This window comes from Micromonospora sonneratiae, assembly GCF_042679305.1.
GTDB lineage: Bacteria > Actinomycetota > Actinomycetes > Mycobacteriales > Micromonosporaceae > Micromonospora_H > Micromonospora_H sonneratiae.
In genome coordinates this window covers 76,910-103,444 of sequence record NZ_JBHTMP010000024.1, presented here as the reverse complement: position 1 = coordinate 103,444, position 26,535 = coordinate 76,910, and the positions used below count along the sequence as shown (strand labels likewise).

24 protein-coding genes are annotated in these 26,535 nt (G+C 70.7%); 13 read left to right on the top strand and 11 right to left on the bottom strand.

Features of this window, described 5'->3' with window-relative positions; genetic code table 11:
• The 5 genes from ACFQ4H_RS17285 to ACFQ4H_RS17265 all read right to left on the bottom strand — a co-directional run.
• Positions 1 to 1,303 (bottom strand): AAA family ATPase (locus ACFQ4H_RS17285; protein WP_377571992.1); only part of this gene is annotated, 1,303 nt, incomplete at its 3' end.
• Complete coding sequence (locus tag ACFQ4H_RS17280) at positions 1,303 to 2,451, bottom strand: exonuclease SbcCD subunit D (RefSeq protein WP_377571991.1); 1,149 nt, start codon at positions 2,449 to 2,451, stop codon at positions 1,303 to 1,305. The genes ACFQ4H_RS17285 and ACFQ4H_RS17280, both read right to left, overlap by 1 nt.
• Before the next feature lie 11 nt (positions 2,452 to 2,462).
• Complete coding sequence (locus tag ACFQ4H_RS17275; protein WP_377571990.1) at positions 2,463 to 4,220, bottom strand: ATP-binding protein; 1,758 nt, start codon at positions 4,218 to 4,220, stop codon at positions 2,463 to 2,465.
• 225 nt (positions 4,221 to 4,445) lie between these two features.
• Entirely contained in the window at positions 4,446 to 5,246 is an 801-nt protein-coding gene (locus tag ACFQ4H_RS17270) for an alpha/beta fold hydrolase (RefSeq protein WP_377571989.1), read from the bottom strand.
• A gap of 42 nt (positions 5,247 to 5,288) precedes the next feature.
• Positions 5,289 to 6,884: an MFS transporter gene (locus ACFQ4H_RS17265; RefSeq protein WP_377571988.1), complete on the bottom strand. Its 1,596-nt coding sequence runs from the start codon at positions 6,882 to 6,884 to the stop codon at positions 5,289 to 5,291.
• A gap of 191 nt (positions 6,885 to 7,075) precedes the next feature.
• Here ACFQ4H_RS17265 and ACFQ4H_RS17260 point away from each other — a divergent pair, with 191 nt between their 5' ends.
• Positions 7,076 to 7,432 (top strand): YciI family protein, encoded by a 357-nt coding sequence (locus ACFQ4H_RS17260; protein ID WP_377571987.1) that lies wholly within the window; start codon positions 7,076 to 7,078, stop codon positions 7,430 to 7,432.
• 190 nt (positions 7,433 to 7,622) lie between these two features.
• Entirely contained in the window at positions 7,623 to 8,036 is a 414-nt protein-coding gene (locus ACFQ4H_RS17255; protein WP_377571986.1) for a DUF6223 family protein, read from the top strand.
• A gap of 86 nt (positions 8,037 to 8,122) precedes the next feature.
• On the opposite strand, the gene ACFQ4H_RS17250 is transcribed toward ACFQ4H_RS17255, so the two are convergent.
• From ACFQ4H_RS17250 to ACFQ4H_RS17240, 3 genes are all read right to left on the bottom strand, one after another.
• A complete protein-coding gene (locus ACFQ4H_RS17250) occupies positions 8,123 to 8,785 on the bottom strand; it encodes a response regulator transcription factor (protein WP_377571985.1) in 663 nt (220 codons plus the stop codon).
• Entirely contained in the window at positions 8,782 to 9,921 is a 1,140-nt protein-coding gene (locus tag ACFQ4H_RS17245; RefSeq protein WP_377571984.1) for a sensor histidine kinase, read from the bottom strand. The genes ACFQ4H_RS17250 and ACFQ4H_RS17245 overlap by 4 nt, the downstream gene beginning before the upstream one ends.
• A gap of 167 nt (positions 9,922 to 10,088) precedes the next feature.
• Positions 10,089 to 10,832 (bottom strand): pyrimidine reductase family protein, encoded by a 744-nt coding sequence (locus ACFQ4H_RS17240; RefSeq protein WP_377572002.1) that lies wholly within the window; start codon positions 10,830 to 10,832, stop codon positions 10,089 to 10,091.
• A gap of 146 nt (positions 10,833 to 10,978) precedes the next feature.
• On the opposite strand from ACFQ4H_RS17240, the gene ACFQ4H_RS17235 reads away from it, so the two are divergent.
• From ACFQ4H_RS17235 to ACFQ4H_RS17210, 6 genes are all read left to right on the top strand, one after another.
• On the top strand, positions 10,979 to 11,527 hold the full coding sequence (locus ACFQ4H_RS17235) for a plasmid pRiA4b ORF-3 family protein (protein ID WP_377571983.1): 549 nt from the start codon (positions 10,979 to 10,981) through the stop codon (positions 11,525 to 11,527).
• A 274-nt stretch (positions 11,528 to 11,801) separates the two neighbouring features.
• A complete protein-coding gene (locus ACFQ4H_RS17230) occupies positions 11,802 to 13,106 on the top strand; it encodes an ABC transporter substrate-binding protein (RefSeq protein ID WP_377571982.1) in 1,305 nt (434 codons plus the stop codon).
• A 216-nt stretch (positions 13,107 to 13,322) separates the two neighbouring features.
• A complete protein-coding gene (locus ACFQ4H_RS17225) occupies positions 13,323 to 14,303 on the top strand; it encodes a carbohydrate ABC transporter permease (RefSeq protein ID WP_377571981.1) in 981 nt (326 codons plus the stop codon).
• Between the two features lie 104 nt (positions 14,304 to 14,407).
• Positions 14,408 to 15,232 carry a carbohydrate ABC transporter permease gene (locus tag ACFQ4H_RS17220; RefSeq protein ID WP_377572001.1) on the top strand — a complete coding sequence of 275 codons (825 nt, stop codon included), beginning with the start codon at positions 14,408 to 14,410 and terminating at the stop codon, positions 15,230 to 15,232.
• On the top strand, positions 15,229 to 16,695 hold the full coding sequence (locus ACFQ4H_RS17215) for a GH1 family beta-glucosidase (protein WP_377571980.1): 1,467 nt from the start codon (positions 15,229 to 15,231) through the stop codon (positions 16,693 to 16,695). The genes ACFQ4H_RS17220 and ACFQ4H_RS17215 overlap by 4 nt, the downstream gene beginning before the upstream one ends.
• 79 nt (positions 16,696 to 16,774) lie before the next feature.
• Positions 16,775 to 17,821, top strand: coding sequence for a LacI family DNA-binding transcriptional regulator (locus ACFQ4H_RS17210; protein WP_377571979.1), 1,047 nt, complete (start codon positions 16,775 to 16,777; stop codon positions 17,819 to 17,821).
• Between the two features lie 71 nt (positions 17,822 to 17,892).
• On the opposite strand, the gene ACFQ4H_RS17205 is transcribed toward ACFQ4H_RS17210, so the two are convergent.
• Complete coding sequence (locus tag ACFQ4H_RS17205) at positions 17,893 to 18,876, bottom strand: NAD(P)-dependent alcohol dehydrogenase (RefSeq protein ID WP_377571978.1); 984 nt, start codon at positions 18,874 to 18,876, stop codon at positions 17,893 to 17,895.
• 111 nt (positions 18,877 to 18,987) lie between these two features.
• Between ACFQ4H_RS17205 and ACFQ4H_RS17200 the strand changes: the two genes are divergently transcribed.
• The 3 genes from ACFQ4H_RS17200 to ACFQ4H_RS17190 all read left to right on the top strand — a co-directional run bounded on the left by ACFQ4H_RS17200 (position 18,988) and on the right by ACFQ4H_RS17190 (position 21,933).
• A complete protein-coding gene (locus ACFQ4H_RS17200; protein WP_377571977.1) occupies positions 18,988 to 19,704 on the top strand; it encodes a TetR/AcrR family transcriptional regulator in 717 nt (238 codons plus the stop codon).
• Positions 19,705 to 20,050: 346 nt separating this feature from the next.
• Positions 20,051 to 20,839 (top strand): ACT domain-containing protein, encoded by a 789-nt coding sequence (locus tag ACFQ4H_RS17195; RefSeq protein ID WP_377571976.1) that lies wholly within the window; start codon positions 20,051 to 20,053, stop codon positions 20,837 to 20,839.
• Positions 20,836 to 21,933 carry a GNAT family N-acetyltransferase gene (locus ACFQ4H_RS17190; RefSeq protein ID WP_377571975.1) on the top strand — a complete coding sequence of 366 codons (1,098 nt, stop codon included), beginning with the start codon at positions 20,836 to 20,838 and terminating at the stop codon, positions 21,931 to 21,933. The genes ACFQ4H_RS17195 and ACFQ4H_RS17190 overlap by 4 nt, the downstream gene beginning before the upstream one ends.
• 238 nt (positions 21,934 to 22,171) lie before the next feature.
• On the opposite strand, the gene ACFQ4H_RS17185 is transcribed toward ACFQ4H_RS17190, so the two are convergent.
• Positions 22,172 to 22,840, bottom strand: a complete 669-nt coding sequence (locus tag ACFQ4H_RS17185; RefSeq protein ID WP_377571974.1) for a MerR family transcriptional regulator — start codon at positions 22,838 to 22,840, stop codon at positions 22,172 to 22,174.
• Between the two features lie 153 nt (positions 22,841 to 22,993).
• Here ACFQ4H_RS17185 and ACFQ4H_RS17180 point away from each other — a divergent pair, with 153 nt between their 5' ends.
• Both ACFQ4H_RS17180 and ACFQ4H_RS17175 read left to right on the top strand, forming a co-directional pair.
• Complete coding sequence (locus ACFQ4H_RS17180) at positions 22,994 to 24,040, top strand: hypothetical protein (RefSeq protein ID WP_377571973.1); 1,047 nt, start codon at positions 22,994 to 22,996, stop codon at positions 24,038 to 24,040.
• Positions 24,037 to 24,531: an ABA4-like family protein gene (locus ACFQ4H_RS17175; protein ID WP_377571972.1), complete on the top strand. Its 495-nt coding sequence runs from the start codon at positions 24,037 to 24,039 to the stop codon at positions 24,529 to 24,531. The genes ACFQ4H_RS17180 and ACFQ4H_RS17175 overlap by 4 nt, the downstream gene beginning before the upstream one ends.
• 199 nt (positions 24,532 to 24,730) lie before the next feature.
• Here ACFQ4H_RS17175 and ACFQ4H_RS17170 read toward each other — a convergent pair whose 3' ends face one another.
• A complete protein-coding gene (locus ACFQ4H_RS17170) occupies positions 24,731 to 26,317 on the bottom strand; it encodes an aldehyde dehydrogenase family protein (protein WP_377571971.1) in 1,587 nt (528 codons plus the stop codon).
• Positions 26,318 to 26,535: the final 218 nt, after the last annotated feature.

Sequence of the window (26,535 nt, the reverse complement as noted above, 5' to 3'; positions counted from 1 at the left end):
CCTTGCCGGCGGCTTCGGCGGCGACCACGGCCGACCCGGCCGGTACGGCGGGGACGGTGTGCACCTGCTGCTGGCACACCGGGCAGGGGGCACCCGCGGTGAGCTGGGTCCGCAGCGCGGCGGCCCGGTCGGTGGCCTGCGCCTCCTGGTACGCCTGACGTGCCGCCTCCAACGCGTCCCGCTCGGCGGTGGCGGCGGCCCGCGCCTGTTCGAGGGCGGCGACGGCCTCGGCGTGCTCGGTGGCGGCGGAGGTCAGCCCGACCAGCAGCGTCTCCGCCTCGGCGGCCAGCCGGTCCCGTTCGGTGTGTGCCTGTTGCAGCATCCGCAGCACGGTGGCGTCGCCGGCTCCGGCCAGCTCGCCCCGAAGCTTCTCCTCCCGTTCCTCGGCCACCGTGACGGCGGCGGAGGTGTCGGCCACCTCTCCCCGGGCGACCGACACGGACCGGGCGATGGCGGTGACGTCGGCCGGTGGACGTACCGAGTCCAACTCGGCGATCTCCGCGTCGAGTACGGCCAACCGGTCCGCCGCCGCCGCCGCCACCCGCTCGGCTTCCCGTAGCTCGGGCATCGTCGCCGCCACCGAGGTGGCCAGCTCCCGCATCGCGGTGACCCGTTCGGCGGCCTCGGCCAAGGCCTCGTCGTCGACCCCGGTCAGTCCGGCGAGGATGCGGTCGACGGCGGCGAGTTGGGCCTCGGCCTCCGCCGCCCGGGTGGTGGCCTTCTTCTGGACCTCCTCGTAGACGCCCAGCCCGAGCAGGTTGACCAGGATCTCCTGCCGGGCCGCCGGCTTGGCGTGCAGGAAGTCGGCGAACTGCCCCTGCGGCAGCACCACGCAACTGGTGAACTGCTCGTACGGCAGCCCGACCGCGTCGAGCACCGCCTGCTCCATCTCGGCCGGGGTACCGGCGATCACCTCACCCAGGTCGTCGGGACTCATGCCGGTGTCCAGTTTGGTCACGTCGAAGCCGGGTGGCATCAGTTGCAGGCCGGCACCACCGGTCTTGACGTTGCCCCGGCCGTCGCGGCGGACCACCCGGGTGGCGACGTAGCGTGCACCGGCCGACTCGAACACCAGCCGGACCCGGGCCTCGGTCGCGGACGGGGCCAGGGCGTTGGCGATGCCCCGACTGCCACCCCAGCGGGGCACCGTGCCGTAGAGCGCGAAACAGATCGCGTCGAGCACGGTCGACTTGCCGGACCCGGTCGGGCCGACCAGGGCGAAGAAGTCGGCGTCGGTGAAGTCGACGGTCGTCTCGTCCCGGAAGACGGTGAAGCCCGCCATGTCCAGCCGCAGCGGACGCACTAGCCGTCCACCTCCTCGAGGAGCTGGTTGAACAGGTTGCGTACGTCGTCGTCGGCGTGCCCCCGGCTGTCCAGGTAGTCGCCGAACAGGTCCCGTGGCGAACGGCCGGCCCGCTGGGCGGTACGCGGTGCGGTGGTCGCGGCGGCCAGCATCTCCGGGTCGACGCGTACCTCCAGGGCCCGGGGCAGCAGTTCCTGCACCTCCTCGCGCAGCCCGGCCCGGGGCGTCTCGCGGACGTACACCCGCAGCCAGGCGTCCGGGTCGTCGATCCGGCCCAGCTCCTCCAGCGTGCCGCGTACGGTGCGCAGCGGCGTTCCGGCGGTGACCGGCACGTGCCGTACCCTGGCCGCGGTCTGCGCGGTGACCTCGACGATGCTGACCGAGGGGACGTTCTCCTCTTCGCCGAAGTCGACCGCCAGCGGGCTGCCGCTGTAGTGGACCGGGCAGGGACCGGGCACCTGCTGGGCCCGGTGCAGGTGACCGAGCGCGACGTAGTGCGTGCTGGTGGGGAAGATCGTGGCGGGTACGGCGTAACCCATCACGGTGTGCGCCTCCCGTTCACCACCCCCGGTACGGGCACCGACCACGGTCAGATGGGCGGTGATCAGGTGCACCCGGTCGGGGGCGTCGAAGTCCTCGGCCAACCGGCCCATCAGCCGTCCCAGGTGGTCGGCGTAGGTCTGCACCGCCTCGGCGGCGGTCAGGTCGTACATCTCGACCGCCCGGACCGCGTAGCGCTGGGACAGGAACGGCAGGGCCACCACCCGCCACCGTTCGCCCCCGGCGGTCTCGCCGTCGATGATGTGGTCGGCGGCGGTGTCCCGGACGCTGCCCCGCAGCGCGACCCCGGCCGCGTCCGCCCACGGACGCAACGCGTCCAGCGCCGCCCCGTTGTCATGGTTGCCGCCGATTGCGACGACCTGGGCGCCGGTGCCCCGCAGGGCGGACAGCGCCCGGGTCACCAGCTTCGTGGCGTCCGGCGTCGGCGCTGCCGTGTCGTAGAGGTCGCCGGCGACGATGACCAGGTCCGGTCGTTCGGCCCGGGCGATCTCGACCACCTGGGCCAGCACGTCGACGTGCTCCCGGACCCGGGACTGTCCCTTGAGGACCTTGCCGACGTGCCAGTCTGAGGTGTGCAGGATCTTCATGGCGGCCCCGATCAGAACGGGATGTCGTCGTCGGCGAGTGCTCCGGCGCGGGAACCGACCACCACGAACGGGTCGGTCACCGCCTGGGTGATCGAGCGTAGCGTCTCCGAGGGTGCCTGCCCGGCCTCGGACACCCGGGTCGCCCAGGCCGGGAACGGGAACTCCAGGCACAGCGGCACCGGAATGTCCGGCTGGTTGACGAACATCGTGCCGGGTTTGGCCAGCAGGGCACGCTGACGCTGGGCGGGCGGCAGGAAGCCGTACTCCGGTCGGGACGCCTCGGCCGGGTCGAGCCGGCCGACCACCCGGATCGCCGAGTTGGTGACGATCCGACGTTCGACCTCGCTGGCGGTCTGCTGTGCCCCGATCAGGATGACGCCGAGCGAGCGGCCCCGCTCGGCGATGTCCAGCAGCACCTCCTTGATCGGGGAGGAGCCGTCGCGCGGGGCGTACTTGTTGAGCTCGTCGAGTACGACGAAGAGCAGCGGTTTCGCGCCCTTCTTCTCCTTGTTCTCGAACTCGGTCTTGAGCGTGACACCGACCACGAAGCGCTGGGCCCGGTCCGGCAGGTTGTGCAGGTCGACCACGGTGACCTGGGCACTCTCGTCGGTGTTGATCCGGTGCGGCCGGCGGCTGGCCAGGTCCCCCCGGATCAGCCGGCCCAGGTCCCGCTTGCTGCTGATCAGGCGGCGGGCGAAGGCGTTCACCGTGCCGGTGTTGACCGCGCTGCCGGCCCAGGTCGAGCGGGTCTCGTCGTCGGTGAGCTGCTCGACGATGTGGTCGACCAGGTCGGGGTAGGAACCGATCCGTACCCCGTCGACGCTCACCCCACCGTCGGCCGGTTGGGCGTAGCGGGCCAGGTACGCGGCCACCGAGTGCACCACCATCGTGTACTGCTGGCGCTCGTCGTCGGCGTCGGCGAAGACGTACGGCAGCAGCCGGTCGGCGCAGAACTCGCTCAACGTCCAGTAGAAGCTGTCCACCCCGGCCAGACGGCTCTGCACGTCCGGGGTGCCCGAGGAGTCGCCGGCCCGGGGCGGGGCGTAGACCCGGACATCCGGGAAGGGCCCGGTCGGCAACCCCAGTTTCGCGTACGTCGCCGTGGTCGCCGCGTCCAGCCGGGTGTTGGGGTGGTCGAGGAAGAGCAGGTCCTCGCCCTTGACGTTGAAGATCAGCGCCTTGGCGTTGACCGCGTCGCCGCCGAGTTGTCCGGAGCGGAAGACCGAGTAGAGCAGGAAGGTGGCGAAGCTGGTCTTGGTGGCCACCCCGGAGATGCCCGAGATCGAGACGTGCGCGCCCCGGGTGCCGTCGAGGAAGTCGGCGTTGAGGAAGACCGGCACCCCGTCCCGGCCGATGCCCATCGGGATGCGCCGCTCCATCCGGTCGAAGTGCAGTGCCCGGGCCCGGGTGTCGCCCTCCGCCCGGTGCACCACCGCGCCCGGCGCGGGCGGTACGTAGAACTCCGGGTCGACCCGGGTGGTGGTGATCTCGGCGGCCTCCTGCACCTGGGCGGGCAGCGTCCCCTCGGCGATGGCGAAGACGTCCGAGTCGAACTGGGCACCCTCGTGCCGGGCCCGGACCTGGGTCACCACCCCGGCGATGGTGACCGGTTCCCGGTCGGGCAGGTCACGTCGGGTGACCACCACGTCGTCGAGTTGGAGGTAGTTACCGGGCGTGACCGCGGTCCAGAACTGCAGGGGGGTCGCGTCGGCGGTGCCGAGTACCCGGCCGACCTCCTCGCCCGGCCCGTCCGGTTCTTCGGCGGTCATCGGGTCACTCTGCTTACGGTCGGCGTCAGGTCACGGAACACGTCCTGCATCCTGCCCCACGGGTACGACAGCATGCCAAGTGACTCGCGGTGACCGCCCGGCGACCCGTACCCGGGTCGCGGCCCGACGGCTGCCGTGTCGACGCCGAGGGTGACTGCACCGATCCGGCCCTCCGGTCAGGAGGGGCCCCTGCCAAGGCGGGAAGCGATGGAAGGGGCCCCTTCCTCACGCCGCGAAGAACTCCCGCAGCACGGGGGCGAGGACCGTGGGGTCCGCCCCGTGAGTCTGCCCCGGCAACGTGCGGTGCCGGGCCCGGGGGAGGAGGTCCGCCAGTGCCCGTACGGCGTCCCGGGCCCAGGTGGGGCTCTCCCCGCCGTCGATGGCCAGCGTCGGAACCGTGACGGAGGTCGCCCACGATCGCGGTAGCGGCCGGCCGGACATGGTGTCGCCCATCACGGCACCGTCGTAGGCCAGGGTGTGCGCCACCGCCTCGGCCGCGGCCCACATCTGCGACCCCCGCATCTCGGCGACGACCTCGGGCGGCAGGCCCACCGCGTAGGTCATGAAGTGTCCGACCGCGTCGGCCCGGCGCCCCGCCGAGAGTAGTTCGGTGAGCCGGTCCAGGTAGTCGGCCGGCAGCGCGGGACGGCTGTCGTCGATGATGAACGGCGGCTCGTACAACGCCAGCCGGGTGACGGGCAGCCCGGCAGCGGTGGCCCGTAGGGCGAGGACCGCGCCGGAGGACATGCCGTACACGTGGGCCGTGCCACCCACCTGCTTGATGAGCGCCGCCAGGTCGTCGATCTCGCGCTCGACCGCGTACGGTCCGGTGTCGCCGCTGTCGCCACGACCGCGCCGGTCGTAGTGCACGACGGTGAAGTCGGTGGCCAGTAGCGTCGTCAGTTGCCCGGTGCTCGGGTCGATGCGGCGGTGCTGGGTGGCGCCACCCACCAGGACGACTGCCGGCCCCTCCCCGTGCTGGTCGAAGGCGATGGTGGTGCCGTCGGCGGAACGTACGGTGGGCATCTTTCTCCTGTTCGGTTACTGCCGGTGCGGTGATGGTGGGTGTCAGACCGATGCCGTGGCGGGCTCACCCGGGTCGGGCCCGGTGGCGGTGCCGGGGTCGGCCGGACCCGGTTGATCATTTGGGTCTACCTGACGTAGCGTAGCGATCGCCAGGATGGCCAGGGCGAGGAAGAGAACGGCACCGACCCCGCCCACGACGTTGAGCCCGGTGGTGAAGGCGGCCCGGGCGTTCTCGACGAGTTCGGCGACGGGACCGGTGGGCGTCCGACCCGCGGCGGCGGTGATGCCCGCGAGACTCTCCCGGGCGGTCCCGGCCAGCCCACTCGGGACCCCCTCGGGTACGACGAGCCGGTCGCGGTAGACGGCGGTGCCGAGGCTGCCCATGACGGCCAGGCCGAGCGCCACACCGAGTTCACCGCTGGTCTCCGACACCGAAGCCGTCGCGCCGGCCCGGCCCGCCGGCGCGGAGCCGAGGAGCAGCCCGGTGGTCAGCGCCGACGGCGGCGCGACGCCGACGCAGGCCAGCAGGAAGCCGACCACCAGCAACGCCAGACCGCCGGCCGGGTCGACCCGGGTGAGCAGCAGACAGCCGAGCGCGGAGATCACCAGCGCGCCCGCCATCACGTAAGCCGGGCGCACCCGGGCGGCGATGTGCGGGGTCAGTTGGGTGCTGACGATCATCGCGACCGACTGCGGTATCAACCACAGCCCCGCCTGTAGCGGGGACATGCCCGCGACCAGTTGCAGATAGAGCGGAACGAAGAGGAACGTCCCCGACATCATGACCGCGCCGAGGAAGTTCAGCCCCAGTGCGGCGCGGAACGTCCGGCCGGCGAACAGCCGTACGTCCAGCAGCGGGTGGGACAGCCGACGTTGCCGGCGTACGAACACCGCCCCGACCGCCGCGCCGAGCGCGATGGCCGCAACCGGCATGATCTGCCAGCCGTTCTTCGTCAGCTCCTTCAGTCCGTGGACCGCCGGCAGGATCGCGGCCAGGGACAGCACCACACTGGTCAGGTCCAGCCGACCGGGGTCGGGGTCGCGGTGCTCGGGCAGCAGCGCGGGGCCGGTCAGCACCAGCACGGCCATGACGGGTACGCCGGCCAGGAACACCGAGCCCCACCAGAACCACTCCAGCAGTACGCCGCCCACCAGCGGGCCGATCGTGTTGCCGGCCATGAAGCAGCTCATCCACACCGCGATGGCCACGGAGCGCTGCCGGGTGTCGTGGAACATGCTCCTGATCAGGGCCAGGGTCGAGGGCATCAACGTGGCCCCGGCGATGCCCAGCACCGCCCGGGCCGCGATCAGCATCTCCGTGCTGTCGGCGTACGCGGCCAGCAGGGACGCTGCGCCGAACGCGCTGGCCCCGATCAGCAGGAGCCGACGCCGGCCGATCCGGTCACCCAGCGTGCCCATCGTGACCAGGAAGCCGGCGACCAGGAAGCCGTAGCTGTCCAGGATCCACAACTGTCCGGTGGCGTCGGCGCCGAGATCCGCGCTCAGCTGCGGTAGGGCCATGAACAGCACGCTCATGTCGAGTGACACCAGCAGGGTGGGTAGGGCCAGCACCGCCAGCCCGATCCACTCCCGCCGCCCGGCGCGGATGCCGGACTCTGTCACGGTCGGGTCGTACATTGAGATCCTTCCGGTTTCACCTGCATGTTGCGGGTGCCGGTGCGGCACCACACGCGGATAGGTCGGAACGGACCGGGCGGCTTCGACAGGGCAGCCGGGATTTTTTGTTCGGATGTCCGGGCCGGGCCGCCGGGGTCGACCATCCCCGAGAGCACGCCCCAGAGGGGCGTCGGCACCACGAGGAGCGATACGTGAAGTACCTGTTGTTGATCTACCAGAACCCGGCGACCTGGGCGGCTCTTTCGGACGAGGAACGGGCCGGGCTGATGCACGATGCTGAGGTGATCATGAAGGAACTCGCCGAGACCGGCGAGTGGGTCACCGGCGAGGCACTGGCCCCTCCGGCGCTGGCCAGGGCGGTCCGCCCCCGTGACGGTGTGCCGGTGCTGACCGACGGGCCGTTCATCGAGGCCAAGGAGCAGTTGGCCGGCTTCTGCATGTTCGAGTGCGCGACCCCCGAACGGGCGGCCGAGATCGCCCAGCGCTGGCCGGACGCCCGGTACGCCGGGGTGGAACTGCGGCCGCTCATGACCGGATCCGGCGGGTAGCCGGGCGACCGGGCGGGCAGGTCGAGGGCCTGCGGCGCGACGGAACCCGGGGGACGACCGGGGTGGTACGACGTCCCGAGCGCGTACGACCGGGGTGGTAGGCCCATCGGCAACTCCGGCATGACGACTCCCGACCGGGCCGGTACATACGCTGCCGCCTGTACCCGTCATGTGACCGAAGGGATCCGCAATGTCCATCCGTCACCTGCTCGCCTCCACCGCAGCCACCCTGCTCGGTGGGGGCGAGCCTGCCGCACCTCCGGCTGTGGACGTCTCGGTCGCCGCCAGCGTCTACACCATGAGCGCCGGGCGACTCGGGGCCATCGTCGCCGCCGTACTGGGGCTGACCGGCGTGGCCATCGGCGGGCTGGCCCTGGCCCGCCCCGCCAGTCGTATCGGCATCGCCAACGGGCGGGGCGGAGCCACCGTGGCCCTGGTGGCGGGCCTGATCGGCATGGTCCTCGGTGGACTGGTCGTGGCCACCTCCGACAGTGGTATCGGCACCGGCAACGGGCGAGGCGGGGCCTACGTGGCCCTGGTGGTGGGGCTGATCGGCATCGTCGTCGGTGGCCTGGGGCTGGCCCGCTCCCGCCGCACCAGCTGACCGCCTGCCCCGGTCGGTCGGTGCCGGTGTCGTGGGGGCTGCGCTCGCCGGGCGTCTTCCGGCGGGCGCAGGAACCACGACGGTGTTCAGGAACTGCCGAGCCAGCCGGGGATGGCCAGGCCGGACTCGTACGCGAGGATCACCAACTGGGCCCGGTCCCGGACCTGGGCCTTGGTCATGATCCGGCTGACGTGCGTCTTCGCGGTCGCCGGGCTCAGTACCAGCCGCGCCGCGATCTCGTCGTTGGACAGGCCGGCGGCGACCAGCGCCAGCACCTCACGCTCCCGCTCGGTGAGCGCGTTCAGCCGCGGCCCCGGGTCCGGTCGTGCGACCCGGGCGGTGAATTCGGTGATCAGTCGGCGGGTGATCGACGGGGCGATGAGCGCGTCGCCGCGTGCCACCACCCGCACCCCGTGGATGAACTCCGCCGGCTCGGTGTCCTTGACCAGGAAGCCGCTCGCGCCGGCCCGCAGCGCGCCGTAGACGTAGTCGTCCAGGTCGAAGGTGGTCAGGATGATCACGCGGACGTCGGAGCTGCTGGTGATCTCCCGAGTGGCGGTCAGGCCGTCCAGCCCGGGCATCCGGATGTCCATGAGGACGACGTCCGGCCGCAGTTGCCGGACCAGCCGCACCGCCTCCGCACCGTCCGCGGCCTCGCCGACCACCTCGATGTCCTTCTCGCCGTCCAGGATGGAGCGGAACCCGGCGCGGACCAGGGTCTGGTCGTCGGCCAGCAGGACCCGGATCACGCTGATCCTCCCGCCGTCACCGGACCGGACCGTAGCGGGAGGCGGGCATGCACCTGGAAACCGCCGTCCGGCCCGGGGCCCGTGGCCAGCGAACCACCCAACGCCCGGGCCCGCTCGCCCATGCCGAGGATCCCGTTGCCGGACGGGCCCGGTACGCCGGTGCCGTTGTCCTCGACCTCCACCAGCACGTCGTCGCGGTCGGGCCGCACGCGGACGGTCGCGGTGGTCGCACCCGCGTGGCGGGTCACGTTGGTGAGCGCCTCCTGGATGATCCGGTACGCCGCCAGGTCGACCTCCGGTGGCAGCGGTCGGGTTTCGGCCAGCTCGGTACGGATCGCCAACCCGGACCGCCCGGCCGTCGTGACCAGCTCGTCAAGGCCGTCCAGGCCGGGTGCGGCCGGTGCCGGGCCCTCCCGCCGCAGTATCTCCAGCGTCATCCGCAACTCACGCAGCGTCTCCTTGCTCGTCTGTTTGATCGCGGTCAGCGCCTGTATGGACCGGGTGGCGTCCGGGCGGTGCAGCGCGGCGCTGGCCTGCACGTTGATCAGCGAGAGGTGGTGGCCGAGCGCGTCGTGCAGCTCGCGGGCGATGCGCAGCCGTTCCTCGGTGGCCCGGCGCCGGGCCACCTCCTCCCTGCCCTGCTCGGCGGCGAGCACCCGGGCCTGCGCCTCGGCAACATAGGCCCGGCGGTTGCGGGTCACGCCGACGATGACCGCGACGAGCCAACCGGCATGCAGCAGCGTGGCCCCGTTGGCGCTGTTCGCCGTCCTGTCGTAGCTGTCCGCGGCGGCGAAGGCGACCACCGAGGCGAGACCGAGGCCGATGGCGATCGCGAGGTGTCCCTCGTCGACGACGGTGTAGAGCGCCACGACGAACACCAACATGATCGGCCCGGGCCGGTGCAGCAACGCTCCGTAGGCGCCGACGGCGGCCAGTGCCACCACGCCCACCGCCACCGGATGGCGGCGGCGCAGATACAGCGCGCCGGAGGAGGCCAGTACGGCCAGCAGCGCCGCCCAGTCAGCGGCGGTGTCGATGCCACGCGACTGCACCACCAGGCCGACGAGGGCGACCAGACCGACCACGAGCACCATTGCCGCGTTCGCTGCCCGGCCGTGCCATCGCCACGCCAACATGCGCCGGAGCCTAACCTGCCGCCGGGTGGGCCGGCGGGGGCCAGCATGCTCGCAACCACGTGGGAGAGGGCCCGGCCGTCCGGGTGTCGGGCGGGGGCGACGCTTGCTCGGCTTCCCCAACGGAGACACGTGACGGACGGTTGCGAGGTCCGTCCTGTCTCGGCGGGTCAGTCGCGGGCGTACCGCAGCAGCAGGATGCCGCCGGGCGTGGCCAGCGCGTGACGCAGGAACATCCCCCGGGGTGGGCTGGCCGGTCCGGCGGTGATCCGTCCCGCTCCGGGCCCGGCCAGCAGCGGAGCCACGGTGAGACAGACCTCGTCGACCAGGTCGGCGGCGGTGAGCGCGCCGAACAGCAGTGGCCCGCCCTCGCACAGCACCTGACGTAACCCGCGGCGGTGCAGTTCGGCCAGCGCGGCGGCCAGGTCGACCTGGTCCGTGCCGCACCGGACGAGGTCCGCGACCTCGGCCAGTCCGGCGGGTGCGGTGGCCTGTTCCGAGGTGATCACGATCGGCCGGACCGGGGCGTCGACGAAGGCGGCGAGGGTCGGTTCCAGGGCCAGTGATCCGGAGACCACCACGAGCGTGGGGTACTCGGGCAGCCCGTTGGCCTGCCGCCAGGCCCGGCGCCGGGGGTCGAGTCGAAGTGCCCGGTAGCCCTCGATCCGTAGCGTGCCGGCCCCCACCAGCAGGGCGTCGCAGACCATCCGCAACACGCCGAAGACCCGCTTGTCCGGCTCGCTGGAGAGCCCGGCCGAGTAGCCGTCCACGGCCACCGCCCCGTCGATGCTGGACACGAAGTTGATACGCAGGTGCGGGTCTTCGGTACGGCCGTACAGCGCGGTGAGCGCGGCCTCGTCCAGCGAGTCAGCAGGATCGGGCAACAGCTGACTGATCGGGATATTTCCGGTCATTCGCTGGCCGGACCAGTGACCGGAGGCGTCGGTACGGGGGTACGGTGCTGGCAGTCGCACCAGTTGTGGCCCCGGCAGTCGTCGTGCCGTCTGTCTCGGCACGCGCGGCAGATCATGCCGGAAGCTTATGCCAAGGATGGGAGACCATGACCCGTCAGATCTTCCAACTGAAGGTGTCCCTTTCCGACGTCACGCCGACCGTGTGGCGGCGGGTCCTGGTGCCCGGCGGTTACACCCTGGACCGGTTGCACCGGGTTTTCCAGTACGTCATGGGTTGGCGGGACTGCCATCTGCACTCGTTCGACGTCGACGGGGTGCAGTACGGCGCGCCGGATCCAGACGGCGAACTTGTCCTGCGTGACGAACTGGATGCGCGGTTGGACGCGGTGGTGGGCAAGGGCAGCCGGTTCCGTTACACCTACGACTTCGGCGACTGGTGGGAACACGACGTGATCGTCGAGGACGCCTTCAGTGCCGATCCCGACGAGCGTTACCCGGTCTGTGTCGACGGCGAGTGGGCCTGCCCACCGGAGGACGTGGGTGGCCCCTTCGGCTACCGGGTCTTCCTGGCCGCCCTCGCCGATCCGGGGCATCCGGACCATGAGTTGATGCGGAGCTGGAACGGGGACCGGGCGTTCGACCAGGCGCGCTTCGACGCCGGCCGCGCCACGACGTTGGTCCGCCGCCTGGCCTGACCGCTGTAGGGAGGCCCCTTCTCATCGCTTTCTGCATGAGAAGGGGCCTTCCGTGCACCTCGACGACCCACACCCGTGTTACCGGCAGGGGCTGCGCCGGTAACAAAATGGGAACGCTCCCAACGATGTGTTGACACTCACTCGGCCTGCCGGCACGCTCATGGGAGCGCTCCCGGCCGGGTCTGTGGTGTGAGTACGAATGCCCAGCGAAGCGGTGCGGAGCCAACTGGTTGCACCACGACACCACCTACGACGACACCTGAGAGGGGTCGGGATGAGCGTTACCAGGCGCGGCGTACGCGACATGGCCGTGGTCGCTCTCGCCGCGGGCATGGTCTTCAGCGCCACGGCGTGTAGCAAGGACAGCGGAGGCGACGGCAGTGCTGATGGCAAGGTGACCATCACCCTGCAGTACTTCGGCTCGCCCGGATTCGACCAGGCGGTCGCCGACTTCCAGGCCAAGAACCCGAACATCAAGGTCGACGCCCAGAACATGGGCCAGCTGAAGGACTACCAGCCGAAGCTCGTCCAGTGGCTGGCCACCGGCAAGGGCGCTGGCGACGTGGTGATGCTGGAGGAAGGCCCGCTCCAGGGCTACCTGCAGGACCACAAGAACTTCGCCAACCTGCTGGACCTCGGCGCGGCCGAGCTGGAGAGCAGCTTCCTGCCGTACAAGTGGGCGAACGGGTTCACCGCCGACAAGAAGAAGCTGGTCGGCCTCGGCACCGACGTTGGCGGCCTGGCCATGTGCTACCGCAGCGACCTGTTCGCCAAGGCGGGCTTCCCGACCGCCCGGGACGAGGTCAGCAAGCTCTGGCCGACCTGGGAGGCGTACGCCGCCAAGGGCGCCGAGTTCAAGGCGAAGAACACCGGCGCGACCTGGATCGACAGCGCGACCAGCATCATGCAGCCGTACATCATGCAGAACTCCGACACCTGGTTCTACGACACCAGCAACAAGTTCATCGGTGACACCAACCCGGTGGTGAAGACGGCCTGGAACTTCGGCCTCAAGCTGGGTGCGGACGGCCTGACCAGCAAGCTCACCCGGTGGGCGCCGGACTGGGACGCCTCCTTCAAGAAGAGCGCCTTCGCCACCGTGCCCTGCCCGGCCTGGATGACCGGTGCCATCGCCGAGCGTGCTGGCGACGAGAACAAGGGCAAGTGGGACATTGCCGATATCCCCGGCGGCAGCGGCAACTGGGGCGGCTCCTACCTGGCCATCCCGGAGCAGAGCACCAAGAAGAAGCAGGCCTTCGAACTGCTGAAGTACCTGACCGGCAAGGAGGGCAGCCTGGCGAACTTCAAGGAGAAGGGCAACATGCCCTCCAACGTCCAGGCCCTGGACGACCCGCAGTTCAAGGACTCGACCAACGCGTACTTCAGCAACGCGCCCACCGGCGTGATCTTCGGTACCAGCGTCAAGCAGCTCAAGCCGATCTACCTCGGCCCGAAGCACCAGCAGCTGTGGGAGAACATCTTCGAGCCCCAGATGCAGGCTGCCGAGCAGGGCAAGTCGACCTCGGACGCGGCGTGGGACAAGGCGGTCCAGGACGGCAAGAAGCTAGCCGAGGGCTAGCGGTAACGGGTGGCGGTGCTCGGACCCTGACCGGTGCGGGCGCCGCCACCCCACCGTCTGTCCCCTGACCGGTGCGGGCGTCGCCGACCACTGTCCGTCCCCTGACCGGTGCGGGCGCCGCCACCCCACCGTCCGTCCCCTGACCGGTGCGGGCGTTGCCACCCCACACCGTCCGTCGTGATTGCCCCGCGAGCGTTCACGGAAGGAACGTTCCCCATGCCCGATCTTGGTACCGCGGAAGCCCCGCCGCGCGCCGCGTCACCCCCGGCACCGCCGGTCCGCCCACGCCGTCGTGGTGCGTTCGGCCAATTCGACATGAAGGTGTCGCCGTACTTCTACGTCGCGCCGTTCTTCGTTCTCTTCGGCATATTCGGGCTGTTCCCGCTCGTCTACACCGCGTACGTCTCCCTGCGGGAGTGGTCGCTGACCGGTGGCGACAAGGGCTTCGTCGGGCTGGCGAACTACACCGAGATGTTCGGCGACGACCGGTTCTGGAACGCGCTGTTCAACACCTTCGGCATCTTCATCGTGTCGACCGTGCCGCAGTTGCTCCTGGCCCTGATGCTGGCCAACTGGCTGAACAAGAAGCTGCGGTTCCGCACCGCGTTCCGGATGGGGGTGCTGCTGCCCAACATCACCTCGGTGGCGGCGGTCGGAATCGTCTTCGGCTTCATCTTCGCCGACCGGTTCGGTCTCCTCACCTGGCTGTTGGACCTCGTCGGGATCAATCCGATCGAGTGGCGCAACAGCCGGCCGGCGGCCTGGACCGCGATCTCGTTCATGGTCGACTGGCGGTGGATCGGGTACAACTCGCTGATCTACCTGGCGGCGATGCAGGCGATCCCGAAGGACCTCTACGAATCCGCCTCGCTCGACGGAGCCTCACCCAGCCGGCAGTTCTGGCGGCTCACCGTACCGCTGATCCAACCCACGATCGTCTTCACCGCCATCATCTCCACCATCGGCGGCATGCAGCTCTTCACCGAGCCACTGATGTTCGGGTACGGCCGGATCCAGGGCGGTTCGCTGAACGAGTTCCAGACCATCGCCATGTACATCTACGAGCGCACCTTCGACAGCAACTACGACTACGGCTACGGCTCGGCGATGTCGTGGACGCTGTTCATGCTGATCACACTCTTCGCGCTCGTCAACTTCCTGCTGGTACGCCGAACGCTTCGGGGGTCGTCGAAGTGAGCACCCTGACCACCCAACCCGCTGCGGCCCCGACCCCGCCCAAGCCCTCGGCGTCCGGCCGGTCACGACGTGGCTCGGGACGGCTCCGGCGTGGCTCGGTACGGCTGTGGGAGGCCAGCCCGCTGACCTACCTGGCGCTCGTCATCGCCTGCCTGCTGTCGATCTTCCCGATCGTCTGGTCGTTCATCATCGCCTCGCGGGACAACAGCGCGATCTACGACGTTCCGCCGCCGCTCACCCCCGGGGGCAACTTCCTCGAGAACACCGAGCGGCTGCTGGCCAACGAACAGGCGTCGTTCCTCATCGGACTCGCCAACTCGTTGTTCGTCTCGACGGTCGTGACCATCTCGGTCGTCTTCTTCTCCACGCTGGCCGGCTTCGCCTTCGCCAAGCTGCGGTTCCGGGGCGCCAACGCGCTGCTGCTGATCATCATCGTGACGATGATGGTGCCCACCCAACTCGGCCTGATCCCGCTCTACATGGTCATGATCGAGCTTGGCTGGATCGGCACCCTCCAGGCGGTGATCGTGCCGTTCCTGGTCAAGGGATTCGGGGTGTTCATGATCCGGCAGTACGCCCTGTCGGGGATCAGCGACGAGTTGATCGAGGCAGCGCGGGTCGACGGCTGCTCCACCTGGCGGATCTACTGGAACATCGTGCTGCCGGTGCTGCGCCCGGCCGCCGGCGTGCTGGGTCTGCTGACGTTCATGGAGACCTGGAACGAGTTCCTGTGGCCGTACATCGTCCTGGACAGCAACACCCCGACCGTCCAGGTGTCGCTCAAGATCCTGTCGACCGGTAACTACACCACCGACTACGCACAGGTCTTCACCGGCACCGCGCTGGCGATCGTGCCGCTGCTCCTCGTGTTCATCGCCTTTGGTCGTCAGATCATCGGCGGCATCATGGAAGGTTCCATCAAATCGTGACCGAACTAGCGAACCCGCAGGCGCAACGCCCCGATCCGGCCGGTTCGGTCGACGCCGGCCAGCTGATCTTCCCGCCCGGCTTTCTCTGGGGCGCCGCCACCGCCGCCTACCAGATCGAGGGCGCGGTGGAGGCGGACGGCCGACTCCCGTCGATCTGGGACACGTTCTGCCACACCCCGGGCAGGGTGAAGGAGGGCCACACCGGCGACGTGGCCTGCGACCACTACCACCGGTACCGCGACGACGTGAAGCTGATGGCCGACCTCGGCCTGCGGTCGTACCGGTTCTCGGTGGCCTGGCCACGGGTGCAGCCGACCGGCAGCGGCCCGGCCAACCAGGCGGGGCTGGACTTCTACCGGCGGCTGGTCGACGAACTGCTCGACCACGGGATCGAACCGTGGGTCACCCTCTACCACTGGGACCTGCCCCAGGCGCTGGAGGACGCCGGCGGCTGGCCGGCCCGGGACACCGCTGCCCGGTTCGCCGAGTACGCCGAACTGACCCATGCCGCGCTGGGCGACCGGGTGCGCTACTGGACCACCCTCAACGAGCCCTGGTGCTCGGCCTTCCTCGGCTACGGCTCCGGTGGCCACGCCCCCGGCCGGTCCGACGCCGCTGACTCGGTACGCGCGGCCCACCACCTCATGCTCGGCCACGGGCTGGCGGTGCAGGCCATGCGGGCAGCCCGCCCCGACCACGACTTCGGGGTGACGCTCAACCTCTACGCCGTGTCGCCGCAGGACCCGGCCGCCAGTGCCGACGTCGCCGGTGACGCCGACGCCGTACGCCGCATCGACGGTCTGGCCAACCGGATCTTCCTGGACCCGGTCCTGCGCGGCGAGTACCCGGCCGACGTGGTGCAGGACCTGTGCAACGTGACCGACTTCGAGCACGTGCGCGACGGCGACCTCGCAATCATCTCCACCCCGCTGTCCATGCTCGGCGTCAACTACTACAGCCGGTACGTGGTGGCCGCCCCGGCGCCTGCCACCGAGCCGGTCGAGCCGTACTGGCGTCAACCGTCCTGCTGGCCGGGCAGCGAGCAGGTACGGTTCGTCACCAGCGGCCGGCCGGTGACCGACATGGGGTGGGAGATCGACGCGGCGGGACTGTCGGAGATTCTCCAGCGGCTACACCGGGAGTATCCCGAACTGCCGATGCACATCACCGAGAACGGGTCGGCGTTCGTCGACGAGGTCTCGGCCGACGGAGCGGTCCACGACCCCGACCGGCTGGCCTACTTCGACGCCCACCTGCGGGCCTGTCACGAGGCCATCGCCGCAGGGGTGCCGCTGCGCGGCTACTTCGCCTGGTCGCTGCTGGACAACCTCGAATGGGCGTGGGGCTACACCAAGCGCTTCGGCATGACCCATGTCGATTTCGACAGCCAGGTGCGTACGCTGAAATCGAGCGGCAAGTGGTACGCCGAGGTGATCCGACGTAACGGCCTGGCCGCACAATAGGCGGAGCCAGTCCAGCAATCAGGGCATCCGGTGCCGGCCCCTGGCCGGCACCGGATACCGGACGTCGGAGGAGCAACCGATGACAACCCAACGCACCCGCTCACTCGGGCGGCCGACCCTCGACGCGGTCGCTGCCCGGGCCGGGGTCGGCCGGGGCACGGTGTCCCGCGTCGTCAACGGCTCGCCACAGGTGAGTCCCGAGGCTCGGGCGGCGGTGCAGCAGGCCATCGCGGAACTCGGCTACGTGCCGAACCGGGCCGCCCGGGCGCTGGTCACCCAACGTACGGATTCGGTGGCGCTGGTGGTCTCCGAGTCGGGGGACCGGGTCTTCACCGAGCCGTTCTTCGCCGGCATCGTGCGCGGTATCAGCTCCGAGCTGCTCGAGACGCCGATGCAGCTGTGGCTGGCCATGGCCCAGTCGCCGGCCGAGCGCGAGCGGGTGGAGCACCACCTGACCAACCAGCACATCGACGGCGTACTGCTGCTGTCGCTGCACGACTCCGACCCGCTGCCGTCCCTGCTCGAGGAGCGGGGCCTGCCCTTCGTACTGGGTGGGCGACCGGCCCGGATGCTCAAACCGGGCGCGCAGCCGGCCCTGTACGTGGACGTGGACAACACCGGGGGTGCCCGGCGGGCGGTGGAATACCTGTTCAGCCGGGGCCGCACCCGGGTCGCCACCATCACCGGTTCCCAGGACATGGGTGCCGGGTTGGCCCGGCTGACCGGCTACCAGGAGGCTGTCCGGGCCAGCGGGCGTGAGGTCGACGAAGAGCTGATCGCGTACGGCGACTTCAGCGAGGGCAGCGGTACGGCGGGAATGCGGAAACTGCTGGAGACCTGCCCGGATCTCGACGCGGTCTTCGCCGCCAGTGACCTGATGGCCTTCGGCGCGCTGCGGGCGCTGCGCGAGGCTGGCCGGCGGGTGCCCGAGGAGGTGGCGGTGATCGGGTTCGACGACGCTCCGATCGCCCGGCAGGCCGAGCCACCGCTGACCACCGTGTTCCAGCCGGTGGAGGAGATGGGCCGGGAGATGGCCCGGCTGCTGGTGGCCCGGATCCGGGGTGAGGAGGGCCATCCCCCGCACGTCCTGCTCGACACCCACCTGGTCACCCGCGACTCGGCCTAGGTTCCCGTCTCGCGGATCTTGGCGGATGCCATCTGGTCAGGTGAGGGCTACCCACGGTCGTGGTCGGCACCTCAGATGGTGATGACCACCTTTGCCCGCGCGTGCTCACCTTCGAGGTACCGGATGGCTCGGGGTACCTCGTGCAGCGGATAGGTCCGGTCGATGACCGGGGTGAGGCGGCCGGCCTCGGCGTGGGTGCGGAGCGTGTCGAGGTGTTGCCGGCTGGGCGTTGCGTTGAGGGTGACGATGCGGTGTCGAACGAAGGGGGCCAGCAGCCGCCCGCGCGTGATGAGCCCGACCGGCCCGATGAGGCTGCCGCCGTGGTAGACGCCGCCACCGGAGAGCACCACCGTCCCGGCCGGCGTCAGCACCCGCCGGAGTGCGCTGAGTGAACGGTTGCCGACCAGGTCGAACAGCAGGTCGTAGCGGCGGGCGTCGTGGCTGAAGTCGTCGCGGGTGTAGTCGACGACGTGGTCGGCACCGAGGGAGCGGACCAGGTCGACGTTTCGCGTGCTGCACACCGCGCTCACGGCCGCACCGAGGACCTTGGCCAGTTGGACGGCCAGGGTGCCGACGCCGCCGGAGGCGCCGTTGATGAGGACGCGGTGGCCGGGTTCGACCTGCCCGACGTCGCGCAGCCCCATGAGTGCGGTGACACCGGCCAGGGGCAGGGCCGCTGCCTGCTGGGGTGTCAGGTTCGCCGGTGTCGGCGCGATCAGGGTCTCGGGCACGCACACGTACTCGGCGAATGCGCCGTTGGCGTCGCCCAGGTCGCCGAAGACGGCGTCGCCTGGGCGTACCTGCCGCACGTTGGCGCCAACTGCCTCGACCCGGCCGGCGAAGTCGCGGCCACGGATGCGCGCGCGGGGCCGTGATCGCCCCATGGCCAGTCGCGCTATCCGTGGATCGCCACGCATGGCATGCCAGTCGTACGCGTTGAGTGCGGCGGCCTCGACTCGTACGAGCACCTCGTCGACCGAAGGCTCAGGCGCGTCGATGTCCGCGAGCCGGAGCGTCTCCGGCGGACCGTAGTGGTCTTGCACGATCGCCTTCATTCTTCCCTCCCCGGGTGTACGGCGTACACCTCATAGGGACAATCTAGGTGTACGCCGTACACCTGTCAACGCGGTTATGGTGTCAACCGTTGCCGGAAGACGAGGACCGAGATGGCTGAGCAGGCTGAAGTGCTGCGTCGGACGCCGCTGAACAGGGGTCGGATCCTGCACGCCGCCGTCGCGCTCGCCGACGAGGCCGGGATCGAGTCCCTCAGCATGCGCAACCTCGCCCAGGAGTTGGGTGTCGTGCCGATGGCCCTCTACAAGCATGTGGCCAACAAGGACGAACTGCTTGACGGCATGATCGACGTGGTCGTCAGCGAGATCGATCCGCTGGTGCCCCACGCCGACTGGAAGCACATGGTCCGCGAGCGCATCCTCTCTGCGCGGCAGGTGCTGCGCCGCCACCCCTGGGCGCCGCTGGCGATCGAGTCGCGGAACATGGCGACGCCGGCCGTCCTGGCCTACCTCGACTCGATGGTCGGGACGCTCCGAGCCGGCGGGTTCTCCGCCGATCTGGCCCACCACGTGATGCACGCGATGGGCAGCCGGATCCTGGGCTTCAGCCAGGAACTGTTCGACGACTCCCGGCGCGCCGGCCGGTCCGGCACGACCGCGCCGGAACCACCATCGGAGGGACTGCCGCCGGCAGCCGCAGCCCGGTTTCCGCATCTCGCCGAGATCGCCACGGCGGCGCTTCACGACGACGCGTCGGTCGTGGGGCAGGGCTGCGACGACCAGTTCGAGTTCGAGTTCGCGCTGGACCTGCTGCTGGACGGCATCGAACGGCTGCAACAGCAGGGCTGGACGTCGCGCCGACCCCGGTGAGACGGCCGGGACGAGGTACAGCCCCGGCGCGGTACGGCGGCCCGGCGGGTATGCGGGTACGGCGGCCTGTGCGGGTATGCGGTACGGCGGCCCGGCGGGTATGCGGGTACGGCGGCCTGTGCGGGTATGCGGTACGGCGGCCCGGCGGGTATGCGGGTATGGCGGCCTGTGCGGGGACCAGGATCCGCGAGACGGACCCAGGCACTCGACCCACCCCCCCCACCGAGGCGGGCGACCGGGATTTGCCCCGGCGGACATGGCGCGGCAACCGGGACGAAATGGTCGGCCGGCAGGCTGATGGTCAGCACCGGCGCGGGGGCGCCGGTCCGCCGACCGGAGGTCAGACATGTTGCTGAGGGTGCGGGTGACCATGCCGGATCGCCCCGGAGCGCTTGGGCAGGTGGCCCGGACGCTCGGGGTTGCCGGAGCGGACATCGTCCAGGTCGTGGTGCTGGAGCGGCTGGGCGGTCGGGCGGTCGACGACTTCACCGTGGTCTGGCCGGGGATGTCCCGGGTGGAGCGGCTGCTGGCCGGCCTCGCGGCGATTCCCGGGGTACGGGTCGACGGCGTCTGGCGGGCGATCGGCGCCCCGTCGACCGGCGGCCAGGATGCCGAACTGCTGGCCCAGGTGGCGGGCAATCCCACGCACGGGCTCTCGACCCTGGTGGACGCCGTACCCGGGTTGCTGGCGGCAGACTGGGCGGCGGCGGTGGTGGTTCCCACCGACTGGGCGGCCCGCAGCGGGGCCACCTGCGGCGGTGGGGAGCCCGCGGTGGCGTACGCGAGTTGGCGGATGCCGGTCCCGCCCCACCTACCCGAGGTGACCCCGCTACGGGCCCGGGCGCTGACCGGCCGGGACGGCACCCACTACGCCGCTGCGCCGTTCGGCCGGGCGGGGCTGGTGCTGCTGGTGGCCCGGGTCGACTCGGCGGAGCTGTCGACGGCGGCCTTCCACCTGACCGAGGTGGACCGGGTGGCGCAGCTCGTACGCGCCGCCGCAGTGATCCTCGGTGACCGGCTCGACCTCGTCGATGCGGCCGTCGATGTGGCGACCGCACCGGTAACGGCGTTCGATCCGGCGGATGTCGCGGTCTCCGGTGGGTACGGCCGGGAGTCGGGGAGGGCGTCGAGATGACCCTGTGGCGGATCAGGGCGACGGTGGACGACCGGCCCGGTTACCTGTCCGTGCTCACCGCGAGTCTCGCCCTGCGCGGGGTCAACATCCTCTCCGTGCAGGTACACACCACGGAGCGGGGCGCGGTCGACGACTTCCTGGTCGACGCGCCGGACACGCTCGACGAGCGGGACCTCGTCGCAGCCGTCGAGCGGGGCCGGGGACGTGACTGCTGGGTGGCCCGCAGTGGAGCACGGGGGTTGGTCGACCAGCCGACCCGGATGCTCGGGCTGGCCAACCGGTTGGTACGCGACCCGGACGTCCTCGGGGAACTGTTGGGCAGCCTGCTGTCCGCACGGTCGGTGACGTGGCGGGCCACGCCCGGTCCGGAGCGTGCCGGTCCGGGCGGGGAGACGATGTGGCTGACCGATCCGGTTGGCGGATACTTCGAGGTGCTACGCGACGTGCCCGCCTTCACCCCGGCCGAGTTCGCCCGGGCCCAGGCACTGGTGGACCTGGCGGCAACGGTGGTACGCCAGGCCGCCGACCGGATCACCCTGGTGCTGGCCGATGGTGCGGAGCTGACCGTACGGCCGGCCACCATCGACGACCTGCCAGCCGTACGGGAGACCCACGAACGCTGCTCGGCCCGCACCCGGCACCGCCGTTACCTCAGCGGGACGTCCGGACCCAGTGACGCGCAACTGCGCCGACTACTCGAACCGGCGTCCGGCCTGAGTCTGGTGGCCGTGCGGGAAGCCCACCCGGGTGGGCCGGCGCGGGTGGTGGCACTGGCGAACCTGGTGGCCGAGGGGACGATGGGTGAGTTGGCGCTGCTGGTGGAGGACGCCTGGCAGCGCCGGGGGGTGGGCAGCGCGTTGCTGCGTCGGTTGGTCACCCGCGCGGACCAGGTCGGGTACGCCGCACTCGTGGCGCACACCCAGGCCGACAACACGGCCATGCTGCGGACGCTGTACCGGCTGGGCCAGCCACGTCGGGTCGACCGGGACGGGAGCCTGCTGACCGTGACCCTGTCCCGGGTCGATGCCCAGGTGCAGAGGGCTACCGGGGATGCGGCCGTACCGGTCCCGGGGCCGGCCGCCGCCGAGGCGTAGCCGGGGGAGCGCCGGTAACAGAGGCAGCTCTGGTGACCGGGGGAGCGCCGGTAACAGAGGCAGCTCCGGTGACCGGGGGAGTCCCGGTAGCGGGAAGAGCTCCGTTGGCCCGGTCCTGGTGCGGGGCCGGGCCAACGGGAACCGTACGTCCCGTCGGCATTGGACCTCGGTCGGCGTCGGACCTCGGTCGGTGTCGGGCGTCAACCGGCATCGGGCTCCAACCGGCAGTTGGCTCCCTTCAGCAGGCGTCGGTGTCCCGCTGACCGGTCGGCCCCTCGGGCTGGGCATGGAACATCCGCACCGACCGGTCGACCTGTGCCAGCCGGCGCAGTCCGGCGATCAGGGCGTCGCCCAGGATCGTGCCGATCACGGCGCCGTACACCTGGGTGTCCCGGTCGGTGAGGTCGCGGATCGTCTCCAGGTCGGCGGTGGCGGCGCGCTCCGCTGCGTCGGCGTACGCGTCGATCCGATCGAGGAGCGCGTCCCCGCCCAGTTCCCGCAGGGTGGCGATGGTCCGCGCCACGGTACGGCGTACCGAGGACTCGGAGAATGCCAGCCAGCCCCGGCGGGTGATGAGTGCGTCGAGTTCCTCCTCCGCGGCGGCCAGTGCCGCGTCGTCGATCTGCTCGTGCGTCGGCTCGGTGGCCTGTAGCGCCTTGCCGAGGGTCTTGTGCGGGTCGGAGTCGACCCGATCCAGGTCGGCTACGACGTCCCGGATCGCCGCGATCGGCAGCCGACCGATCTCCAACAACGCGCGGATGAGGCGGAGCCGGCGTACGTGCTCCTCGCCGTACTGTGCCTGGTTGCGACTGCTGAAGTCGCCGGGCGGTAGCAGGCCTTCCCGCAGGTAGTACTTGATCGTGGGCACCGGGACCCGGCTCTGACGACTCAGTTCAGCGATGCGCATGCGAATCTGCCGCCCTCTTGATCTATGCCGCCCTCTTGCGCTGGGACCTGACTATACGGATAGTTCAACTATCGCTAGTGGAAAGTGCTGCTATCCGTAATCGCCCGGATCGCGTTCGCGCCGGGCTGTCCCGATCACCGTGCGGAGGTTTTTGTGCGCCGTACCCACCTCCTGGATCCACCCACCCGACTCCATCCACCGCTCGTGTTCGCCGCCGCGACGATGGGGGTCCTCACCCTGGTCACGCTCGGCGGCCTGATGCTGGACGACCGCGTCCTGGTCGGCGTACCCATCTGGCTCAAGCCCTTCAAGTTCGCCGTTTCCCTGGCCATCTACCTGGCCACGCTGGCCTGGCTGCTGTCCCTGTCGGACGGTCGTCGCCGAACCGGCGGGACACGTGCCGGCGCGTCGTCGCGCACCGTCGGCTGGTGGCTCGGCACGGTGATCGCCGCAGGTGCGCTGCTGGAGATGGTCATCATCGTCGGTCAGGCCGCACGTGGCCGACAGAGCCACTTCAACGTCGCGACCGCCCTGGACGCGGCGCTGATGGCCGTGATGGGGGCCACCGTCGTGGTGATCTGGTGCGCCACCGCCGGGATCGGTCTTCTGCTGGCGCGGCAGCGGATCGCCGACCGCCCGGCCGGCTGGGCCATTCGGCTGGGCCTGCTGGTCGCGCTGGTCGGCCTGGCGATCGGCTACCCGATGACCACGCCGACCGAGGAGCAACGTGCCGGCCTGGGTACGTCGGCACAGACCCTGATCGGGGCACACAGCGTCGGCGTGCCCGATGGCGGGCCGGGCCTGCCCCTGCTCAACTGGAGCACCACCGGCGGTGACCTGCGGGTCGGGCACTTCATCGGAATGCACGCACTACAGGCGCTGCCGCTGGTGGCACTCGGGCTGGCCATCGCCGGCCGGCGGGTCCGCCGGTTGGCCGACGAACGGGTCCGGGTACGGCTGATCGCGGTCCTCGGTGCCGGGTACGCGGGCCTTACCGCGCTGGTGACCTGGCAGGCGCTGCGCGGTCAACCGTTGATCCATCCGGACGCCTGGACGCTGGCCGGCGCGGCGGTGCTCCTCCTCGGCAGCGCGATCGGGGTCGGTTGGGCGCTGACCGGGACGCCTGTCGCAGCCGGCGGAGCACCGGTGATCGTCGGATCGGGTGACGACACCCGTCGGGTGGAAGGGGTGGCTGGATGAGCCAGCGTCTGTTCGATCTCGCCTTTCCGTTGGCCGCGCCGTTCTGGGCGTTGATGATCGTCGCGCCGACCTGGTCGTGGACCCGCCGGATCGCCGGTTCGCCGCTGATCGTGCTGCCGGCGCTGCTGGTCTACCCGGTTGCCGTGCTACCGGTCCTGCCGGAGTTGGTCATCGAGGTGTCCCGTCCCGAGTTCGCCGGGTTACGCGATCTACTGGGGACGGACCACGGCACCGCCGGGGCCTGGGCCCACATGATCGCGTTCGACCTCTTCGTCGGTCGGTGGATCTACCTGGACAGTCGTCAGCGACAGCTGCATCCGCTGATCATGGCACCGGTCCTGGTGCTGACCATCCTGCTGGCACCGATCGGCCTGGGGGCCTACCTGGCCGTACGGGCGGTCGGGTCGAACCGGCGGAAGGAGCGGCCCGGCACCGATGAGGGGGCGGGCCGCGAGCCAGCCGTGACCGGGCGGGCCGCGAGCCAGCCGTGACCGGGTAGGCCGCAAGCCAGCCGTGACCGGGGTGGGTCGCGGACCGGCGTCACCGGGTGGTCCGCGAACCACAGATGCCTCCGACCGGCACGGCCACCGCACGGTCGTCGACTCCGCCATGGAGTGGACGACGAGTGCGGTGGCCGTGCCGGTCCGCCCGTCGGGCAGCAGCCCGTGACCCCGGCGACGAACTCGCGGCTCAGCCGCCGGTGGGGGGCAGCGCGGTCCAGTCGGGGAAGTTGCCGTAGAGGCGGTCGTCGGGTCCGCCCACGGTCACCGCCTGGACCAGCAGCTCACCGCCGACGAACGCGCCCTTCCACGACGCGCCCCGGCCGCCGAACGGCTCCTCCCGGTCACCCCGTGAACGTGGCTTGTTGATACCCACCTTGAACGCCTGGAGATCGACGGCGAGCTTGGCCGCCAACTCCTCGTCGTCGCAGGCGAGGCTGGCCACCAGCGCGCCGTTGGAGGCGTTCATCGCGGCCAGCAGCTCGTCCCTGGTGTCCACCACCACGATGGTGTCCACCGGGCCGAACGGTTCGGCGTGCATCAGCCGGGACCGGCCGGGCGGGGCCAGCAGCACCGACGGTGCCACGTAGGCCGAGGTGTCCTGCCCGTCCAGGAACGGCGCGTCGTCGAGGCGTCCCCGGTACAGCGGGACCGCGCCGCCGCGTACCGCCTCGTCGACCTTGCGGCGCAGTTCGTCGGCCTTGGCGCCGCTGATCAGCGGTCCGAAGTCGAGTTCCGGCAGCGGATCACCCACCGTCCAGTCGTCACCCACGGCCAGCGGGTGGCCGAAGCGTACCGAGCGGACCACCGGCAGGTACATGTCGAGGAACCGGTCGACCAGGTCCCGCTGCACGACGAATCTCGGGTACGCGGTGCAGCGCTGCTTGCCGTACTCGAAGCCCTTCTTCAGGTGCCGGGCCAGCAGGTCCCACTGCGAGAAGTCCCAGATGCCCCAGGCGTTCAGCCCTTCCTGCTCGATCATGTGCCGCTTGTCGGTGTCGAGCAGCGCGGCGGCCACCTTTCCGCCGTTGGACCGGCCGCCGACGAAGGCGACCGCACCCACCTCGGGTGCCCGTACCAGCACCTCGGACAGTTCCTCGCCGCTGCCGGAGAGCAGGGTGGCGGGCAGCCCGGCGCGGCGCATCAGCGCGTGGGCGACGGTGAGGCAGACCGCCCCGCCCTGCGAGGGGGTTTTGGCGATCACCGCGTTGCCGGCCAGCAGTTGTACCAGCTCGGCGTGCACCAGCACGCTCATCGGGTAGTTCCAGCTGGCGATGTTGCTGACCGGGCCGGGCAGCGGTTCCCGGCCGTCGGCCAGCATCCGGTCGATCTCCTCGACGTACCAGCGGACCCCGTCCAGCGCCCGGTCGACATCGGCGCAGGCCAGCCGCCACGGCTTGCCGATCTCCCAGACCAGCAGCAGGGCCAGCAGGTCACGGTGCCCGGTCAACGCGTCGACCGCCGAGGTGACCCGGGCCTTGCGTTCGGCCAGCGGGGTGTCCGCCCAGTCGCGGTGCTCGGCGGCGGCGAACCGTACGGCGGCCTGCGCGGAGCCGGCGTCGATCCGGGGCAGGTTGACCAGAACGGTGTTGTCGACCGGGGTACGGACCGGCGTCGGGGTACCGACCGACTGCCAGCTGCCCTCGACGAGGTTGCGCAGCCCGGTCACCCGGTCCGGGTCACCGGCCGGTCGCGGGTCGAATGCTTCGGGGGTCGCGGCCACCGCCCGGGCCAGGGTTTCCTGCCAGGTGGTGCCGTCGGCGATGCGTAGGGCCATCGCTGCCTCCTTGGAACTGACCAGTGGAAGCGGCGGCGTCGATGGCACCGCTGATCTGCCGGTACTGTCTCGCAGCCAGGTCCAGGTCGGCAACCGTACGCCCGTATCCCAGGACACCCGCGTCCCCGGTTGGCTGCCTGCGGTCCCCGGTCGGCGTCCACGCTGATCCGGAGATCAGTGAGATTGGGGCATTTGGTCGCTAAGACGGGATTTCGCCC

What these genes read in the sequence shown, in the direction of transcription:
- ACFQ4H_RS17280 (WP_377571991.1), bottom strand. Translation starts at nt 2,451, where the DNA reads ATGAAGATCCTGCACACCTCAGACTGGCACGTCGGCAAGGTCCTCAAG.
- ACFQ4H_RS17275 (WP_377571990.1), bottom strand. Translation starts at nt 4,220, where the DNA reads ATGACCGCCGAAGAACCGGACGGGCCGGGCGAGGAGGTCGGCCGGGTA.
- ACFQ4H_RS17270 (WP_377571989.1), bottom strand. Translation starts at nt 5,246, where the DNA reads ATGCCCACCGTACGTTCCGCCGACGGCACCACCATCGCCTTCGACCAG.
- ACFQ4H_RS17265 (WP_377571988.1), bottom strand. Translation starts at nt 6,884, where the DNA reads ATGTACGACCCGACCGTGACAGAGTCCGGCATCCGCGCCGGGCGGCGG.
- ACFQ4H_RS17255 (WP_377571986.1), top strand. Translation starts at nt 7,623, where the DNA reads ATGTCCATCCGTCACCTGCTCGCCTCCACCGCAGCCACCCTGCTCGGT.
- ACFQ4H_RS17245 (WP_377571984.1), bottom strand. Translation starts at nt 9,921, where the DNA reads ATGTTGGCGTGGCGATGGCACGGCCGGGCAGCGAACGCGGCAATGGTG.
- ACFQ4H_RS17240 (WP_377572002.1), bottom strand. Translation starts at nt 10,832, where the DNA reads ATGACCGGAAATATCCCGATCAGTCAGCTGTTGCCCGATCCTGCTGAC.
- ACFQ4H_RS17235 (WP_377571983.1), top strand. Translation starts at nt 10,979, where the DNA reads ATGACCCGTCAGATCTTCCAACTGAAGGTGTCCCTTTCCGACGTCACG.
- ACFQ4H_RS17230 (WP_377571982.1), top strand. Translation starts at nt 11,802, where the DNA reads ATGAGCGTTACCAGGCGCGGCGTACGCGACATGGCCGTGGTCGCTCTC.
- ACFQ4H_RS17225 (WP_377571981.1), top strand. Translation starts at nt 13,323, where the DNA reads ATGCCCGATCTTGGTACCGCGGAAGCCCCGCCGCGCGCCGCGTCACCC.
- ACFQ4H_RS17210 (WP_377571979.1), top strand. Translation starts at nt 16,775, where the DNA reads ATGACAACCCAACGCACCCGCTCACTCGGGCGGCCGACCCTCGACGCG.
- ACFQ4H_RS17205 (WP_377571978.1), bottom strand. Translation starts at nt 18,876, where the DNA reads ATGAAGGCGATCGTGCAAGACCACTACGGTCCGCCGGAGACGCTCCGG.
- ACFQ4H_RS17200 (WP_377571977.1), top strand. Translation starts at nt 18,988, where the DNA reads ATGGCTGAGCAGGCTGAAGTGCTGCGTCGGACGCCGCTGAACAGGGGT.
- ACFQ4H_RS17195 (WP_377571976.1), top strand. Translation starts at nt 20,051, where the DNA reads ATGTTGCTGAGGGTGCGGGTGACCATGCCGGATCGCCCCGGAGCGCTT.
- ACFQ4H_RS17190 (WP_377571975.1), top strand. Translation starts at nt 20,836, where the DNA reads ATGACCCTGTGGCGGATCAGGGCGACGGTGGACGACCGGCCCGGTTAC.
- ACFQ4H_RS17185 (WP_377571974.1), bottom strand. Translation starts at nt 22,840, where the DNA reads ATGCGCATCGCTGAACTGAGTCGTCAGAGCCGGGTCCCGGTGCCCACG.
- ACFQ4H_RS17175 (WP_377571972.1), top strand. Translation starts at nt 24,037, where the DNA reads ATGAGCCAGCGTCTGTTCGATCTCGCCTTTCCGTTGGCCGCGCCGTTC.
- ACFQ4H_RS17170 (WP_377571971.1), bottom strand. Translation starts at nt 26,317, where the DNA reads ATGGCCCTACGCATCGCCGACGGCACCACCTGGCAGGAAACCCTGGCC.